Origin of the sequence: Parasedimentitalea marina, from assembly GCF_004006175.1 — a bacterium.
Classification (GTDB): domain Bacteria; phylum Pseudomonadota; class Alphaproteobacteria; order Rhodobacterales; family Rhodobacteraceae; genus Parasedimentitalea; species Parasedimentitalea marina.
The window spans coordinates 2,445,943-2,461,100 of the sequence record NZ_CP033219.1 but is presented as its reverse complement, the minus strand read 5'-3'; the positions used below and the strand labels follow the sequence as shown (position 1 = coordinate 2,461,100).

13 protein-coding genes, 1 tRNA gene and 1 pseudogene are annotated in these 15,158 nt (G+C 57.5%); 9 read left to right on the top strand and 6 right to left on the bottom strand.

The window, feature by feature from the left end; genetic code table 11:
- The first annotated feature begins 117 nt into the window (after window positions 1–117).
- The 6 genes from EBB79_RS11885 (at window position 118) to mmsB (ending at window position 8,286) form a co-directional block, all read left to right on the top strand.
- Complete coding sequence (locus tag EBB79_RS11885; RefSeq protein WP_127749093.1) at window positions 118–678, top strand: class I SAM-dependent methyltransferase; 561 nt, start codon at window positions 118–120, stop codon at window positions 676–678.
- A gap of 168 nt (window positions 679–846) precedes the next feature.
- Window positions 847–2,010 (top strand): MFS transporter, encoded by a 1,164-nt coding sequence (locus tag EBB79_RS11880; protein ID WP_127749092.1) that lies wholly within the window; start codon window positions 847–849, stop codon window positions 2,008–2,010.
- Window positions 2,011–2,091: 81 nt separating this feature from the next.
- Window positions 2,092–4,944 carry an excinuclease ABC subunit UvrA gene (gene uvrA, locus EBB79_RS11875; RefSeq protein WP_127749091.1) on the top strand — a complete coding sequence of 951 codons (2,853 nt, stop codon included), beginning with the start codon at window positions 2,092–2,094 and terminating at the stop codon, window positions 4,942–4,944.
- A gap of 267 nt (window positions 4,945–5,211) precedes the next feature.
- Complete coding sequence (locus tag EBB79_RS11870; protein WP_127749090.1) at window positions 5,212–6,357, top strand: acyl-CoA dehydrogenase family protein; 1,146 nt, start codon at window positions 5,212–5,214, stop codon at window positions 6,355–6,357.
- 12 nt (window positions 6,358–6,369) lie between these two features.
- The gene (locus tag EBB79_RS11865; RefSeq protein WP_127749089.1) at window positions 6,370–7,410 is read left to right on the top strand and encodes an enoyl-CoA hydratase/isomerase family protein; all 1,041 of its coding nucleotides are present in this window, start codon (window positions 6,370–6,372) and stop codon (window positions 7,408–7,410) included.
- A 3-nt stretch (window positions 7,411–7,413) separates the two neighbouring features.
- Window positions 7,414–8,286: a 3-hydroxyisobutyrate dehydrogenase gene (gene mmsB / locus EBB79_RS11860; RefSeq protein ID WP_127749088.1), complete on the top strand. Its 873-nt coding sequence runs from the start codon at window positions 7,414–7,416 to the stop codon at window positions 8,284–8,286.
- A gap of 44 nt (window positions 8,287–8,330) precedes the next feature.
- On the opposite strand, the gene EBB79_RS11855 is transcribed toward mmsB, so the two are convergent.
- From EBB79_RS11855 to rocF, 3 genes are read right to left on the bottom strand one after another with little or no spacing between them, the layout of a single operon-like run.
- A complete protein-coding gene (locus tag EBB79_RS11855; protein ID WP_127749087.1) occupies window positions 8,331–9,377 on the bottom strand; it encodes an ornithine cyclodeaminase in 1,047 nt (348 codons plus the stop codon).
- Window positions 9,374–10,270: a citrulline utilization hydrolase CtlX gene (gene ctlX, locus EBB79_RS11850; protein WP_420850410.1), complete on the bottom strand. Its 897-nt coding sequence runs from the start codon at window positions 10,268–10,270 to the stop codon at window positions 9,374–9,376. Before ctlX ends, EBB79_RS11855 begins: the two co-directional genes overlap by 4 nt.
- A gap of 29 nt (window positions 10,271–10,299) precedes the next feature.
- Window positions 10,300–11,157 (bottom strand): arginase, encoded by an 858-nt coding sequence (gene rocF / locus EBB79_RS11845; RefSeq protein WP_420850409.1) that lies wholly within the window; start codon window positions 11,155–11,157, stop codon window positions 10,300–10,302.
- Between the two features lie 185 nt (window positions 11,158–11,342).
- Between rocF and EBB79_RS11840 the strand changes: the two genes are divergently transcribed.
- Window positions 11,343–11,768, top strand: coding sequence for an Lrp/AsnC family transcriptional regulator (locus EBB79_RS11840; RefSeq protein ID WP_127749084.1), 426 nt, complete (start codon window positions 11,343–11,345; stop codon window positions 11,766–11,768).
- 37 nt (window positions 11,769–11,805) lie between these two features.
- On the opposite strand, the gene EBB79_RS11835 is transcribed toward EBB79_RS11840, so the two are convergent.
- Window positions 11,806–12,264: a disulfide bond formation protein B gene (locus tag EBB79_RS11835; RefSeq protein ID WP_127749083.1), complete on the bottom strand. Its 459-nt coding sequence runs from the start codon at window positions 12,262–12,264 to the stop codon at window positions 11,806–11,808.
- Between the two features lie 3 nt (window positions 12,265–12,267).
- Complete coding sequence (locus EBB79_RS11830) at window positions 12,268–12,846, bottom strand: YqaA family protein (protein WP_127749082.1); 579 nt, start codon at window positions 12,844–12,846, stop codon at window positions 12,268–12,270.
- Window positions 12,847–12,999: 153 nt separating this feature from the next.
- On the opposite strand from EBB79_RS11830, the gene EBB79_RS11825 reads away from it, so the two are divergent.
- Window positions 13,000–13,085: transfer RNA gene (locus EBB79_RS11825), tRNA-Leu, on the top strand.
- A 298-nt stretch (window positions 13,086–13,383) separates the two neighbouring features.
- Here the strand turns inward: EBB79_RS11825 and EBB79_RS11820 are convergent.
- Window positions 13,384–13,698 carry a site-specific integrase gene (locus EBB79_RS11820; protein WP_127749081.1) on the bottom strand — a complete coding sequence of 105 codons (315 nt, stop codon included), beginning with the start codon at window positions 13,696–13,698 and terminating at the stop codon, window positions 13,384–13,386.
- Window positions 13,699–13,726: 28 nt separating this feature from the next.
- Here EBB79_RS11820 and EBB79_RS11815 point away from each other — a divergent pair.
- Window positions 13,727–15,063, top strand: a pseudogene (locus EBB79_RS11815) (integrase core domain-containing protein).
- Window positions 15,064–15,158: the final 95 nt, after the last annotated feature.

Genomic DNA, 15,158 nt, shown 5'->3' with positions numbered 1-15,158 from the left:
TGTGATTTTGAATACCCTCGGTGTCGCCGGGGGTATTTTTTTGCCCGCAGCCTGTGCGCTGGCCCTATACCCTAGGCAGTGATTGTGATCCTGTGGCTGCAACCACCGGAGGATGTCATGCCAAGTCTCAATCGAATTGCCATGGGCAAGTCCAGTCGCGGCATGATCCGTCAGCTGGGGCCCAAAAAACTGCACGTGGCCGAGATCTCGGGCAAGTGGGGACAGATGTTCGATTTTGCCTCGTATCAGCAGTTTCGCTATCCAGCGCATGATATCTGTCAGGGGCCCGTTCGCGGTGAGGACGGCAGACCGCAGAAGTTCGATCTGGTGCTGGCCAATCAGGTCTGGGAACATCTGGACCGGCCCTACGCAGCCACCAAGAACGTGCGCAGGATGTTGCGGCGGGGTGGGCATTTCTGGCTGGCAGTGCCGTTTCACATCCCGTTTCATGCTGCGCCGAATGATTGCTCGCGCTGGTCGGCACGGGGGTTGACGAATTTGCTGATCGAATGCGGTTTCGAGCCGGATGCGATCCGGGCCGAGCAATGGGGCAACCGGAATGCGGCGCTGCGCAATTTAGAGGAAAAATGGCCTCCGGAATACGATGAGGCGCATGATCCGATGGGCAATGACCCGGACATGCCGGTCTGTGCCTGGGCCATTGCGCAGAAAACCTAAAAGCCCGGGTGCCTGGGTGACCTGTACACAGTGCCGCAGGGTTTCTAACCGGGCAGCCCTTGGTTCAGCATAAGGGTTCCCGGTATTGGGCATTAACACAGACAAAAACACAGACAAAGACTGCGACTTGGCGAGGGACCGACCTGACCCAAGAGTAAAGGCATAGCAATGACAACTTCGAATGAGACCCGCTGGGGGCTGATCCTGGTGATCTGGGCCGCCGGCCTGGGCGGCGCGGCGCAATACGGCAAGATCTCGGTGGTTTTTGACCGGATGGCAGAGCTGTATCCTCAGGCCGGGGGCAGCATTGGGTTCACCGTCTCGCTGGTTGGGTTGTTGGGCATCTTGTTTGGCGTGATTGCCGGCATGTTTGTCGGGGCTATCGGCTATCGCCGCACCTTGGTCTGGGCCTTGTGTGTTGGCGCGGCAATGTCGGCCCTGCAGGCGATTCATCTGCCGTTTCCGGCCTTTCTGGCCACGCGTGTTGTCGAAGGTCTGTCCCATCTGGGCCTGGTGGTGGCGGGGCCTACATTGATCGCGCAGGTGAGCTCGGAAAAATCCCGCGGCCTGGCGATGACCCTGTGGAGCACGTTTTTCGGAGTGGCCTTTACCCTATTGGCCTGGCTGGGATTGCCGTTTGTAGATCGGTTTGGCGTGCTGTCTCTGTTTGGGGCGCATGCTGCGATTATGGCCGGGCTGGCGGTCATGTTGAGTGTGGCCCTGCGCAATGTGCAGGTTCCCAAACGACAGCCAGTGCCGAGTCTGGCGAACCTGCCGGCGATGCATTTGCAGATCTATCGCTCGCCCTGGATGATTGCCCCGGCAGCTGGATGGCTGTTCTATACCTCGTGTTTTGTGTCGATCCTGACGGTAATGCCGCCGCATATTGATGAAAACCTGCGTGCCTTTGTGCTGGGGGCGATGCCGCTGGCCAGTATCACGGTCTCTATGACTATTGGCGTCTACCTGCTGCGGGTGCTTTCTGCGGTCCGGTTGGTGCAGATCGGATTCCTGTTGTGCACGGGCGGCGGGATCTGGCTGTTGCTGGTTCCGGGCAGCCCGGCAGCCTGTATTGCGCTGGCGGGTGCGATGGGGCTGGTGCAGGGCGGCAGCTTTGCCATGGTGCCGCAGTTGAACGAAACAGCAGCAGATCGGGCGCAGTCCAGTGGCGCGATCGCTCAGGCGGGAAACCTGGGCAATACCATCGGGACACCCATCATGGTTACGGCATTGTCAGTGGCGGGCTACGCCGGGATGTTGGGCACGGTTGCAGTTTTGTTTTTTACCGGCTTTGTCGTGCACGGCCTATTGGCAATGCGCCGCCGAATTTAAAATGTTCGCTTAACGTTCTTATTTTTCGGTTGGAAAACGGATTGGTATTCCCTATGTCTAGGACGTCTTCTGGGGGGCATTATGGCTGAACTAAAATCCATCGAAGTTCGCGGCGCGCGCGAGCACAATCTAAAGAACATCGACGTGAACATCCCACGCGATCAGCTGGTGGTGATCACCGGCCTGTCGGGCTCGGGTAAATCCAGTCTGGCGTTTGATACCATCTACGCCGAAGGTCAGCGCCGCTATGTCGAATCCCTCAGCGCCTATGCCCGGCAGTTCCTGGATATGATGGAAAAACCGGACGTGGATCACATCAGTGGTCTAAGCCCGGCAATCTCGATCGAGCAGAAAACCACCAGTAAGAATCCACGCTCCACTGTCGGCACCGTGACCGAGATTTACGACTATCTGCGCCTGCTGTTTGCCCGTGCCGGAACCCCCTACAGCCCCGCCACCGGGTTACCGATTGAGGCTCAGCAAGTTCAGGATATGGTTGACCGTATCATGAAGCTGGACGAGGGCACCCGCGGCTACTTGCTGGCGCCTATCGTGCGGGACCGCAAAGGCGAGTATAAAAAGGACTTTCTGGAGCTGCGTAAACAGGGCTTTCAGCGGGTCAAAGTGGATGGTGAGTTCTACGAGCTGGACGAGCCGCCGGTACTGGACAAAAAATTCCGTCACGACATCGACGTTGTGGTTGACCGTCTGGTGGTGCGCGAAGGGCTAGAGACACGTCTTGCGGACAGCCTGCGCACGGCGCTGGATCTGGCCGATGGCATCGCCATTCTGGAAACCGCTGGCGACGCGCCCGAGCGGATCACGTTCTCGGAAAAATTCGCCTGTCCGGTCAGTGGTTTCACCATCTCCGAGATCGAACCACGGTTGTTTTCCTTCAACGCGCCCTTTGGTGCTTGTCCCGATTGTGATGGTCTGGGGGTCGAGCTGTTCTTTGATGAACGCCTTGTGGTGCCGGACCAGACGCTGAAAATTTATGACGGGGCGCTGGCGCCCTGGCGCAAGGGCAAGTCACCCTATTTCCTACAAACCATCGAAGCCATCGCCAAACATTACGAGTTCGACAAGAACACCTCGTGGAAAGATCTGTCTCCCAAGGTGCAGAATGTGTTCCTGCATGGCTCGGGCGATGAGGAAATCATGTTCCGCTATGACGAAGGCGGCCGGGTTTATCAGATCGAGCGGGTGTTCGAAGGGGTGATCCCCAACATGGAGCGGCGCTATCGCGAGACCGATAGCAATTGGATCCGCGAAGAATTTGAACGTTATCAGAACAATCGCCATTGTGGCGGCTGTAACGGCTATCGCCTGCGCGAAGAGGCCCTGGCGGTGAAAATTGCTGGCGACCACGCAGGGCAGGTGGTGCAGAAATCGATCCGCGAAGCACTGGCCTGGATCGAGGATGTCCCCAACCATCTGAGTGTGCAGAAACAGGAAATTGCCCGCGCTATCGTCAAGGAAATCCGTGAACGTCTGGGGTTCCTGAACAATGTTGGTCTTGAATATCTGTCGCTGAGCCGCAACTCGGGCACATTGTCGGGTGGCGAAAGCCAGCGTATCCGGCTGGCCAGCCAGATCGGCTCGGGGCTTACAGGCGTATTGTATGTGCTGGATGAGCCATCGATCGGGCTGCACCAGCGTGACAATGACCGGCTACTGGGGACGCTGAAAAACCTGCGTGATCAGGGCAATACGGTGATCGTTGTGGAGCACGACGAAGAGGCGATCCGCGAGGCGGATTACGTCTTTGACATCGGCCCCGGTGCGGGCGTGCATGGTGGGCAGGTGGTCAGCGAGGGCACTCCGGCGGAATTGATCGCCGATCCGGCCTCGATCACCGGGCAATATCTGGCGGGAAGTCGCGAAATTGCAGTGCCGAGCAAGCGGCGTAAGGGCAACAAGAAGAAGGTCAAGGTGGTCAAGGCGACAGGCAACAACCTGAAAAACGTCACCGCAGAATTCCCATTGGCCAAATTCGTCTGTGTGACCGGGGTGTCGGGCGGCGGCAAGTCGACGCTGACCATTGAAACCCTGTTCAAAACCGCCTCTATGCGGTTGAATGGTGCGCGTCAGACGCCAGCCCCCTGCGAGACCATCAAGGGGTTGGAACATCTGGACAAGGTGATCGATATCGATCAGCGCCCGATTGGACGGACGCCACGGTCGAACCCGGCGACCTATACCGGGGCCTTTACCCCGATCCGCGATTGGTTTGCGGGTCTGCCCGAGGCCAAAACACGTGGCTATAAACCGGGACGGTTCAGTTTCAACGTCAAGGGAGGCCGCTGTGAGGCCTGTCAGGGCGATGGTCTGATCAAGATCGAGATGCACTTTCTGCCCGATGTCTATGTCACCTGCGAAACCTGTCAGGGTGCGCGTTACAATCGCGAGACGCTGGAGATCAAGTTCAAGGGCAAGTCGATTGCCGATGTGCTGGATATGACGGTTGAAGATGCGCAGCAGTTTTTCCAGGCGGTGCCGCCGATCCGCGACAAGATGGATGCGCTGCACCGGGTTGGGCTTGGCTATATCAAGGTTGGTCAATCGGCGACCACCCTGTCGGGCGGCGAGGCGCAACGGGTCAAACTGTCCAAGGAACTGGCCAAACGGTCCACCGGGCGTACCCTGTATATTCTGGATGAGCCCACCACTGGTCTGCACTTTGAGGACGTGCGCAAGCTGTTGGAGGTGCTGCATGAATTGGTGGATCAGGGCAACTCGGTTGTGGTGATTGAACACAATCTGGACGTGGTGAAAACGGCGGATTGGGTGATCGATATTGGCCCCGAAGGCGGCGATGGCGGCGGCGAAATCGTCGCGGTTGGAACGCCGGAAAAGGTGGCTGAAGAACCGCGCAGCCATACCGGGCATTATCTGAAAGACATGCTGGCACCCAAAAAGTTCGCGGCAGAATAAGGCAACAGTGGCGACAATAGGCCTATAAAGATGATTAAAAACACCATGCGCCATATCATTTGGCACATGGTGTTTTTGCATTTTCAGGCCGCAATTTGATGTGACCGCGGCTGTCTGGTTATATCTGTATCAAGATGTCCTGGACGTTTGATCGGGACGTGCCTGCGGGATTGAAAGATTCCTGCAAAGATTGGGAAATAAACAGTTGTTCAATTCTGGCGCGCAGGCGTTATAACATCAGCATTCAGATCAACCGAGGGACCCGATATGGATTTTGCACCAACCGAGGAACAAGCCGCCATTTTCGACATGGCCTTTGCATTCGGACAAGAGCAGATCGCGCCACATGCCCAGGCCTGGGAATCCGAAGGCACCATGCCCAAGGAGCTATGGCCGCAGATCGGCGAGCTGGGGTTTGGCGGGCTTTATGTCTCGGATGAATACGGCGGATCGGGCCTGTCCCGGCTGGATGCGACACTGGTATTCGAGGCCCTGGCGATGGCCTGCCCGGCGGTGGGATCGTTCCTGTCGATCCACAATATGTGCGGCGGCATGATCGACAAGTTTGGCTCGGACGAGACCAAGCAGAAATGGTTGCCGGACCTGTGCGCAATGTCCAAAGTGTTCTCGTACTGCCTGACCGAACCCGGGTCAGGGTCGGACGCGGCGGCGCTGCGGACACGGGCAGAAAAAACCAACAACGGCTATGTCCTGAACGGAACCAAGGCGTTCATCTCGGGTGGCAGCTACTCAGATGCCTATCTCTGCATGGTGCGCAGCGGCGAGGATGGCCCCAAGGGGATTTCGGCGATGGTGGTCGAGGACGGCGCAACGGGGCTGTCGTTTGGCGCACTTGAGGCCAAGATGGGCTGGCAGGCGCAACCCACCACGCAGGTGCAGTTTGATGACTGCACCGTCCCGGCGGACAACCTGATCGGGGTTGAGGGCAAGGGGTTCTCTTATGCGATGGCGGGGCTGGACGGCGGCCGCTTGAACATCTCGGCAGGTGCCCTTGGCGGCGCCCAGCAGGCGCTGAACCTGACCCTGCAATATATGTCTGAACGCAAGGCGTTTGGCAAAAGCATCGATCAGTTTCAGGGTTTGCAGTTCCGGCTGGCTGAATATGAAACCAAACTGCAGGCGGCGCGCATCTTCCTGCGGCAGGCAGCCTGGAAATTAGATACGGGCGCGCCGGATGCCAGCAAGTTTTGCGCTATGGCCAAGCTGATGGTCACCGACGTGGCCTTTGATGTGGCCAATGGCTGTTTGCAGCTGCACGGTGGTTATGGCTATCTGGCGGACTATGGCATCGAGAAAATTGTCCGTGACCTGCGGGTGCATCAGATTCTTGAAGGCACCAATGAAATCATGCGGGTGATCGTGGCGCGGCATCTGCTGGCCGAACAGCGCTAAGGGACCAAATTTATGAGTGACATCAATATCCGCATTTCGGGCAAAGCTGGCCGGATTACACTGACCCGGCCTGATGCTTTGAATGCGTTGACCTATGACATGTGCATGGCGATTGATGCGGCGCTTTTGGCCTGGGCCAATGATGATACGGTTCAGGTGGTTGTATTGGACGCCGAGGGCGACAAGGCGTTCTGCGCTGGCGGCGATATTGCCGAGATGTATCACACCGGAACCAAGGGCGACTTTGACTACGGCCGCAGGTTCTGGCGCGACGAATACCGGATGAATGCCAGAATTTTTGAGTACCCCAAGCCGGTGGTCAGCTTTCTGCAGGGGTTCACAATGGGTGGCGGTGTTGGCATTGGTTGCCACGGCACCCAGCGTGTTGTTGGTGAGAGCAGCCAGATATCGATGCCAGAGGTCGGCATCGGGTTGGTTCCGGACGTGGGCGGCACACTGTTGTTAGCGCTGGCTCCGGGGCGGTTGGGTGAATATCTTGGGGTCACCAACACCCGTATGGGCGCCGATGACGCGATTTTTGCGGGGTTTGCTGATCTGTATATTAGCCAGTCAGACTGGCCGGGCCTAATCACTGCCTTGGAAGCCGATGGCGACCCGATTTGCCTGACGGAGGCGGCCACTACGCCAGAACCGGGGCGCTTGCGTGATCTGCAGGATGATGTGGATCGCCACTTTGCAGGCGAAACACTGGGCGATATCCTGATCACCTTGCGCGGTGAGGACAGCGCGTTTGCCGCCGCGACGCTGAAATCCATGGAGCGCAATGCGCCGCTGTCGATGGCCTGTACCGTTGAAATGCTGCACCGGCTACGCGGGTCTTTGTTGTCGATGCGTAAGGCATTGGACCTAGAATATCGGTTCACCCATCGCGCCATGGAACACTCGGATTTTTTAGAGGGCATTCGGGCCCTGATCATCGACAAAGACCGAAAGCCACAGTGGAAATTTGCGGACATGAATGTCCCGATAAGCGCTGTAGGCAAGATGTTGCAGCCTCTGCACGGCGATGCACTTACATTTGAAGAGGGTTAAACCATGAAAATCGGATTTATTGGACTTGGCAATATGGGCGGCCCGATGGCGGCCAATCTGGCCAGGGCAGGCCATGAGGTCACGGGCTTTGATATGGCAGATGTCGCAATCGACGGTGTTGCGATGGCCGCGTCGGGCGCCGAGGCTGCAACGGGGGCCGATGTGGTGATCACCATGTTGCCCAACGGTCAGATTTTGCGGGCAGTGGCCGATCAGGTGCTGCCGGTGATGGCTGCAGGTGCGACGCTGGTGGATTGCTCGACTGTGGACGTGGAATCTGCCCGCGCAGTGGCCGGGCAGGCGGCGGAAAAGGCCCTGTTGTTTGTCGACGCGCCGGTGTCTGGCGGCATTGGCGGCGCGGCGGGCGGCACCCTGACCTTTATGGCTGGTGGCAGCGCTGACGCCTTTGCCGTAGCTGATCCATTATTCGATGTAATGGGCCAAAAAGCCGTACATTGCGGCGCGGCCGGGGCCGGGCAATCTGCCAAGATCTGCAATAACATGATCCTTGGCGTCACCATGGTCGCCACCTGCGAGGCCTTTGCTTTGGCTGACAAACTGGGGCTAGATCGCCAAAAGATGTTTGATGTGGTGTCGACCTCATCCGGGTATAGCTGGACTATGAACGCCTATTGCCCGGCACCCGGTGTTGGACCGCAGTCGCCTGCCGATAATGACTACCAGCCGGGGTTTGCAGCGGAATTGATGCTAAAGGATCTGCGTCTGTCACAACAGGCCGCAGAAAGCGCCGATGCGGACACGCCGATGGGGCAGTTGGCACAGGCGCTGTATGCGCAGTTCGTTGAAAATGAAGGCGGGCAGGGGATGGATTTCTCGGCGATGCTGCCGCGATTTGAGAAACGCAGCCGCAGCTAACGACGATAGAGCAGCCCGGCGGCAGATGCGCCGGGCTGTGGTTCTTACTGGGCGGCGCGCTGGACCATGCCAAACAGGTCGCGCGGGTCATCAGGATCGGCCAACATGTCCAGTTCAAAGAAGAAATCGCTGCCTTTGATCTGATCGCGAATGTAACGCAGAGCCGAGAAATCCTCGATTGCAAAGCCGACGCTGTCAAACAGAGTTATCTGCTCGGCGCTGGTGCGGCCTGTCTTGGCCCCGGTGATCACCTGCCACAATTCAGTGACCGGGAAGTCCTCGGGCATCTGCTGGATTTCGCCCTCAACGCGGGTCTGGGGTGGAAATTCAACAAAGACATCAGACCGGGACAGGATACCGGCCGCCAGTTCCGTCTTGCCGGGACAGTCGCCGCCGATGGCGTTGATATGCACACCCGCACCCACCATGTTGTCACTGAGGATGGTGGCGCATTGTTTGTCGGCGGTGCAGGTCGTCAGGATCTGGGCCCCCTCAATCGCCTGTTCAGGCGAGGTGCAGATCACCACATTCAGGCCGGTACTAGCCAGATTGGCCGCACATTTGGCGGTGGCAGCTGGATCGTTGTCATACAGGCGGACCGAGGTGATGCCACAAATTGCCTTCATGGCTAGGCTCTGGAATTCCGACTGTGCCCCATTGCCGATCATCGCCATGGTATCGGCACCTTTTGGGGCCAGGTATTTCGCCACCATCGCCGAGGTGGCTGCCGTGCGCAGGGCGGTCAGGATTGTCATTTCGGTCAGTAGCACCGGATAGCCAGTATAGACATCCGCCAGCAGGCCAAAGGCGGTGACCGTTTGCAGGCCCTCAGAAGTGTTTTTGGGGTGGCCATTGACGTATTTGAAGCCGTAAGCCTCACCGTCCGAGGTGGGCATCAGTTCGATCACCCCAACATCCGAGTGACTGGCCACACGGGGCGTTTTGTCAAACAGTTCCCAGCGTTTGAAATCATCTTCGACATAGCCCGCCAGATCGCACAGAATCTGCTCGACACCGACATGGTGGATAAGCCGCATCATGTTGTCGACGCTGACAAAAGGCACAAGCGCCTTCTCAGATGGTTGGGTCATGGGGTGATCCTTTCACGGGCGGTCAGGTGGACGCCGGCCAGCATGCAGCGCACGGATCCTCCTGCGGTTTCGATTGTGGGAATAGTGAGCGGCAGTGGCGTCGCACTGCGCTCAATTGTGGTGATCTGACTGGGGCTAAGGGCATCCAGTGCCCGTGCGGACAGGGCCAAAAGGCGGCGGTTACCTGTCAGCTCCATTGCGTTGCCGGCAAAGGATGAGATCTGATCCTGGTTAAGATCGATAACCTCGCGGCCGCTTTCTTCCAGGCGTTGCGCCACGGTGGCCCGGCGCGTTGGATCTACGATCATGTCAAGACAGATCAACGCGTATTCGGTGCCAATGCCCATCAGGACATTGGTGTGGTAGACGTCATTCCCAAAGGCATCTTTGGCTTCGAAAGCAATGGGTTCGTAGTTGAAGTGAGTGCAAAACCGCTCCAGCAGAACCGGATCAGCCCGGTTGGACTGCACAGTATAGGCAATGCGGCTGATGTGATCGAGCACCATGGCGCCGGTGCCTTCCAGCGACAGATTGTCCTGTTCCAGCCCGGAATAGTCGATCACATCCTGAACCCGGTAATTCAGTTTGAGCATTTCAATGACGTCCTGGCGGCGTTCTTTACGACGGTTGGCCGCGAACATCGGATACAGTGCGATATGGCCGCCGATATGTGTCGAAAACCAATTGTTGGGAAACACGCTGTCCGGTGTCTTGGTGCTGGTGTCGTCAAAGACATGCACTGTTACACCGGCTGACTGCAGGAGGGTTACGGCGCTATCGAATTCTTCCATGGCGGCCTGTGACGTGTCCATGGCGGACCTGTTTGACAGTGTCTGAAATGCGTTGTCGCCGCTGGTTTCGGGGTTTGAGCAGAAGTGATGCGGCCGGATCATGACCACCGCGCGTGGTGCTTGTTGTATGGTCACGAATAGCTCCGGGTGGGGCGGTCAAAGACCCGGCGACCAAGCGCCGAGGCACAGAGATCGACCATCAGATGCGCAGTGCGCCCGCGTTCATCCAGAAATGGGTTCAGCTCGACCAGATCAAGCGAAGTCATCAAGCCAGAATCATGCAGCATCTCACAGACCAGATGCGCCTCACGAACCGTGGCACCGCCGGGCACCGTGGTGCCAACCGCCGGTGCCACTGACGGATCGAGAAAATCAACGTCGAGCGAGACATGCAGCATGCCGTTGTTGCGGGCGACGTGCTCAAGAAAACCGGATAGGGGTCCGGCAATGCCAGCTTCATCGATTTGGCGCATGTCAAAGCGGCGGATGTCACTGGCCTCGAGCGCCTCGCGTTCCGGGGTGTCCACCGACCGTAGCCCGATCATGCAGACATTGTCCTCGGGTACCGGGTGTTCCACCTCTGGGAAGCCGTCAAAATCAGAGCGACCTGTGAAGTAGCCCACCGGAGTGCCGTGCAGATTGCCACTGTCAGTAGTCAGCGGCGTGTGAAAATCTGTATGCGCATCGAGCCATAGCACAAACTGAGGACGACCTTGGCTGGCCGCGTAGTTGGCCACCCCAACAACTGATCCCAGCGACAGTGCGTGATCGCCGCCAAGGAAAATAGGCAAACCGCAGTCCATGGCCTGTTCTGCGGTTTCAGCCAGCTGCTTAGTCCAGCCGATGGTTTGGTTCGGGGCATACAATGGCCCATCTTCGCTATCCACATCATGTGGAGCAGGCACCAGATTGCCGAAATCTTTGACCTGAAGGCCCAGGCCGGTCAATGCAGATGTCAGGCCCGCTGTGCGCAGGGCGTCGGGGCCCATCAGGCAGCCAGCCCGACGTTTTCCACTGTCCACGGGGGCGCCAATCAGGATACAGGTTTTCGGGTTCACGAGGGGACGCTCCTTGGCTAATTCTGTTGTTGCGCCCAAGTAATCTCCGTTTTGCGGTGGAAAATAGATGTGATTTTGTGCATAAGGGGCATTGAATGATCAAATTGGAATAAGATATGGACAAAACGGATGAGCGCCTGGTGTCAGCTCTACGCCATGATGCGCGCGCGTCACTGTCGGACCTGGCAATCCAGCTGAACCTGTCGCGAACCACCGTGCGGGCACGGATTGAGCGGTTGCAGACGCGGGGTGACATTCTGGGATTTTCCGTGGTCGTCAAAGAGGATGTACTGCGTGATCCGGTGCGCGGGTTGATGTTGATTGGAATTGAGGGCCGCGGTGCCAATCGGATTACCCGTCAATTGCAGGGCATTCCTGAAGTGCGCGCCATCCATTCGACCAACGGTCGCTGGGATCTGATTGTCGAGTTGGGCACCGAGACGCTGGAAACGCTGGATACCGCACTGGCCAAGATCCGGACTTTTGATGGGGTTGTCAGCAGCGAAACCAATCTGCTGCTGTCGACCAAGAAAGAGACCTGAGACCTGAAGCCGCAGTGCGGCTTCAGGTCCGGGATAGTCAGCGGCTGCTTTTAGCCGCTGCGATCCAGAACCCCACCAATATCAGCGAAGCGATGGCGTTCCACGAGGCCATCGACAAAGTGAACATTTCCCATGGGACCTCGTCGCAGCGCACCAATGGTGCTCCCATGATCTGTTCCATCAATTGCTCGGGCGTCAGGTTTCCGATTGGGCCAGAGGTACAAGTGGTCGGGCCTTCCCACCACATGCGCTCAACCCCCGAGTGGTACAGGCCAATGCCGGCCGTTGTCAGGGCGGCCAGCGCGCCCAAATAGGGCAGAATCGCACCGGGTATCAGCAATGCCAATGCGCCAATACCGACCGCTGCAACATGGGGGTATCGTTGCCAATAGCATAGTTTACAGGGCGGCATCTCGCCGATGTATTGAAATCCAAGGGCGCCCAAGAGCAGGGCTGCAGAGCCGCCAGCGGCAGCAAGAATTAATAGTCGACGCATGAGTCAGAGATACCTAAGTGCAAAAAATCCACCGAACAGCAGCACGACAAAGACGGTGAAGACAAGCCCCAAACGGTTTTCAATGAAATCACGAATTGGTGTGCCGAACTTCCAAAGCAAGGCAGCAACTAGGAAAAACCGCATCGCGCGCGCCAATATCGCGGTGGCAACAAAGGTACCCAAGGGCATGCCGGTCCAGCCGGACATGATGGTGATCACTTTGAACGGGAAGGGGGTAACACCAGCACCCAGCACCGCCCAAAAGCCAAAATCGTTGAACTTGGAGTTAAAGGCTTCCATCGCGTCCCCTTTGCCCATGGCCTCCAGAACCGGCTGTCCAATGCTGTCGTAGAAATAGGCGCCAATGGCATAACCCAGCACTCCGCCCAGCACCGAGGCCACCAGGGCCACCAGCGCAATCAGCCAGGCCCGCGAGGGACGCGCCAGAATCATCGGGATCATCAGGACATCCGGTGGGATCGGAAACACGGAACTCTCAACAAAAGCCACCAGTGCCAGCCACCACAGGGCCCGCGGGTGGTCTGCCAGAGCCATGGTCCAGTTATAGATGCTTCGCAGCATGGGAATAGATGTCCTGTTGCCTGTTTCTTCGGGTTGAACACCTCTGGCAGGGTCAGGTCAACACGGGGGATAAAAAAACTGACAAAATGTTATGCCTAAAGCGAGATTTGTCTCTGGACCTCGGCTGCAGGCTTGGGTAGAGAGTGCGTCGAGGCCCAAGTGGCGGAATGGTAGACGCAGGGGATTCAAAATCCCCCGCCTTAACGGGCGTGCCGGTTCGAGTCCGGCCTTGGGTACCAATACTATCAAGGGCTTGCGTGAGTTTTCTCATGCAGCCCTTGACCGCAAACCCAAGATGTTCCCCCACCTTACTCACTCTTTCTTGTTCTGTTCTTGTTCTGGTCTGCATTTAAGTGCGGCGCTTGTGAGCTGCTTGGGACAGTGCCCGGCGACTTGCTTTTTTGCGGTAATATGCGACCATTTCTGCGCTCTGATTGGTTACAGCCTGAATTTCGGCATCGCTGCACCCGGCCTCGGCCAAGCAGATGATCGCCAGCTTTCGCAATCCATGTAGAACGTTGGGTTTGGCTTTTTCTCCTAAACTTTTGCGCCATGCACGAATGCTTTTTCAATCGCATTGTACCCCAGTGGCTGGCTAAGGTTCTTGGCAAGGACATGTTTCCCAGTGCTTGAAATCAAGTCGAGGTATCTGCGCAAATCCTCGGGGCAATAAGTTTCAAAGGATTCGCCGCCCTTTTCGTCCAAGACTTGCATCCACTCGCCCTGAAACTGGTCGCGGCGCATTTGGATCGCGGCATTTGGACGTTGGCCAGTGCCAAGTATTAGCTCTGCAGCGGTACGAACGACCAGAGGCGCATCTGACTGAGCCTCCCCCCGAAGAGAGGTCCGCACCTATGATTAGGAAATCGGAGGACCATAGATGGCAATTAAGAGACCTAGGCCCGAAGAGATTGTCGTGAAGTTAAGCCAGGTTGAAGCGCTGTTGGGGCAAGGCATGCCCTGGATAGACGCAATCAGACAGATCAATGTGACTGAACAAACCCATTACCGCTGAAGAACAAGTACGGTGGAATGGGCGCAGAACAACTCAAGGAACTAAGGCGTCTTCAGAAAGAGAACGAGCGCCTTCGCCGAGCGGTTTCTGACCTGACACTGGATAAACTGATCTTGAAGGAGGCCGCATCGGGAGTGAGGGGCGTCCCGGAAACGGTCATCAGACCGTTTCAGCCCTGAACGGGCGGAGCCCCTGAGCCCCTCGCGCCGACGTGCCTGCATTGATCACCTACGCAGCCAGATGAAGGTTTCTGAGCGTCGTATATGCCGGGTTCTGGGCCAACACCGGTCCACACAACGTCGAGTGCCGCAGGGGCGTGCTGACGAAAATCGGTTGGTTGCGGACATGATCGAGCTGACACGCTAGTATGGACGATACGGTTACCGTCGGATTGCCGCGCTACTGAGAGACGCGGGTTGGCCCCTCTCGGGATATTGCGGTGCAATACCCTGCCGGGCAGCGAGTGAATGACAAGCGTGTTGAACGCCTATGGCGGCGCGAGGGGCTGAAGGTTCCAATGAAGCAACCCAAGAATTGGAAGGCTCAGGATGAACCCTCCCGGGACATTGCTGTGCAATGCCCTGACGGGCAGCGGACGGATCATGTGTCCGGCTGCGTCCAGAATATCGCAATCATGTCCTCCTCTCGGGCATGTAAACATGCCCTGCCGGGCAAAGGGATCGTACGGTTTCGTGCATCACCGAACCGATGATGGCAGGTCGTTCAAGACATTGAATATTCTGAACGAACACAGCCGGGAATGTCTGGCGATCAGAGTGAAACGGAGGCTGAACTCGAACGAGGTCATCGACGCGCTGACGGACCTGTTTATCCTGCGTGGCGTGCCTGGGTACATTCGGTCGGAGTTGCCCATTGAAGGCGCCATTGGTTCGAGCCCAATGGGCGACGGCCCTGAGTTAATAGCGGAGGCCGTCAGGGACTGGATCAAAGCGGTTGGGGCAAGGACTGCCTACATTGAGCCAGGATCCCCTTGGGAGAACGGATACTGCAAGAGCTTTAACGGGCGAATGCGGGACGAGCTGCTGAACGGAGAAATCTTCTACTCGCTCCGTGAGGCCCAGATCATCATCGAAAGCTGGAGGAAACACTACAACACCAAACGACCCCACAGTGCTCTGGGCTACCGCCCTCCGGCGCCTGAGGCCATCGTCCCGGTGGACCAAAGGCCAACCATGCACTAACTTTCAAATTGGACCACGCAAGTGGGGCTACTCAAATCAGCCCAAAGCGGAAGTTAGATTTCATCATCGGCCTAGATGGCGAGACGATGCTGCAA

Excerpts from the sequence above, each read along its gene's own strand:
- EBB79_RS11830 (WP_127749082.1), bottom strand. The coding sequence starts at position 12,846 with ATGCTGCGAAGCATCTATAACTGGACCATGGCTCTGGCAGACCACCCG.
- EBB79_RS11855 (WP_127749087.1), bottom strand. The coding sequence starts at position 9,377 with ATGACCCAACCATCTGAGAAGGCGCTTGTGCCTTTTGTCAGCGTCGAC.
- EBB79_RS11840 (WP_127749084.1), top strand. The coding sequence starts at position 11,343 with ATGGACAAAACGGATGAGCGCCTGGTGTCAGCTCTACGCCATGATGCG.
- EBB79_RS11835 (WP_127749083.1), bottom strand. The coding sequence starts at position 12,264 with ATGCGTCGACTATTAATTCTTGCTGCCGCTGGCGGCTCTGCAGCCCTG.
- uvrA (WP_127749091.1), top strand. The coding sequence starts at position 2,092 with ATGGCTGAACTAAAATCCATCGAAGTTCGCGGCGCGCGCGAGCACAAT.
- mmsB (WP_127749088.1), top strand. The coding sequence starts at position 7,414 with ATGAAAATCGGATTTATTGGACTTGGCAATATGGGCGGCCCGATGGCG.
- EBB79_RS11865 (WP_127749089.1), top strand. The coding sequence starts at position 6,370 with ATGAGTGACATCAATATCCGCATTTCGGGCAAAGCTGGCCGGATTACA.
- rocF (WP_420850409.1), bottom strand. The coding sequence starts at position 11,157 with ATGGGCCCCGACGCCCTGCGCACAGCGGGCCTGACATCTGCATTGACC.
- EBB79_RS11870 (WP_127749090.1), top strand. The coding sequence starts at position 5,212 with ATGGATTTTGCACCAACCGAGGAACAAGCCGCCATTTTCGACATGGCC.
- ctlX (WP_420850410.1), bottom strand. The coding sequence starts at position 10,270 with ATGATCCGGCCGCATCACTTCTGCTCAAACCCCGAAACCAGCGGCGAC.
- EBB79_RS11880 (WP_127749092.1), top strand. The coding sequence starts at position 847 with ATGACAACTTCGAATGAGACCCGCTGGGGGCTGATCCTGGTGATCTGG.
- EBB79_RS11885 (WP_127749093.1), top strand. The coding sequence starts at position 118 with ATGCCAAGTCTCAATCGAATTGCCATGGGCAAGTCCAGTCGCGGCATG.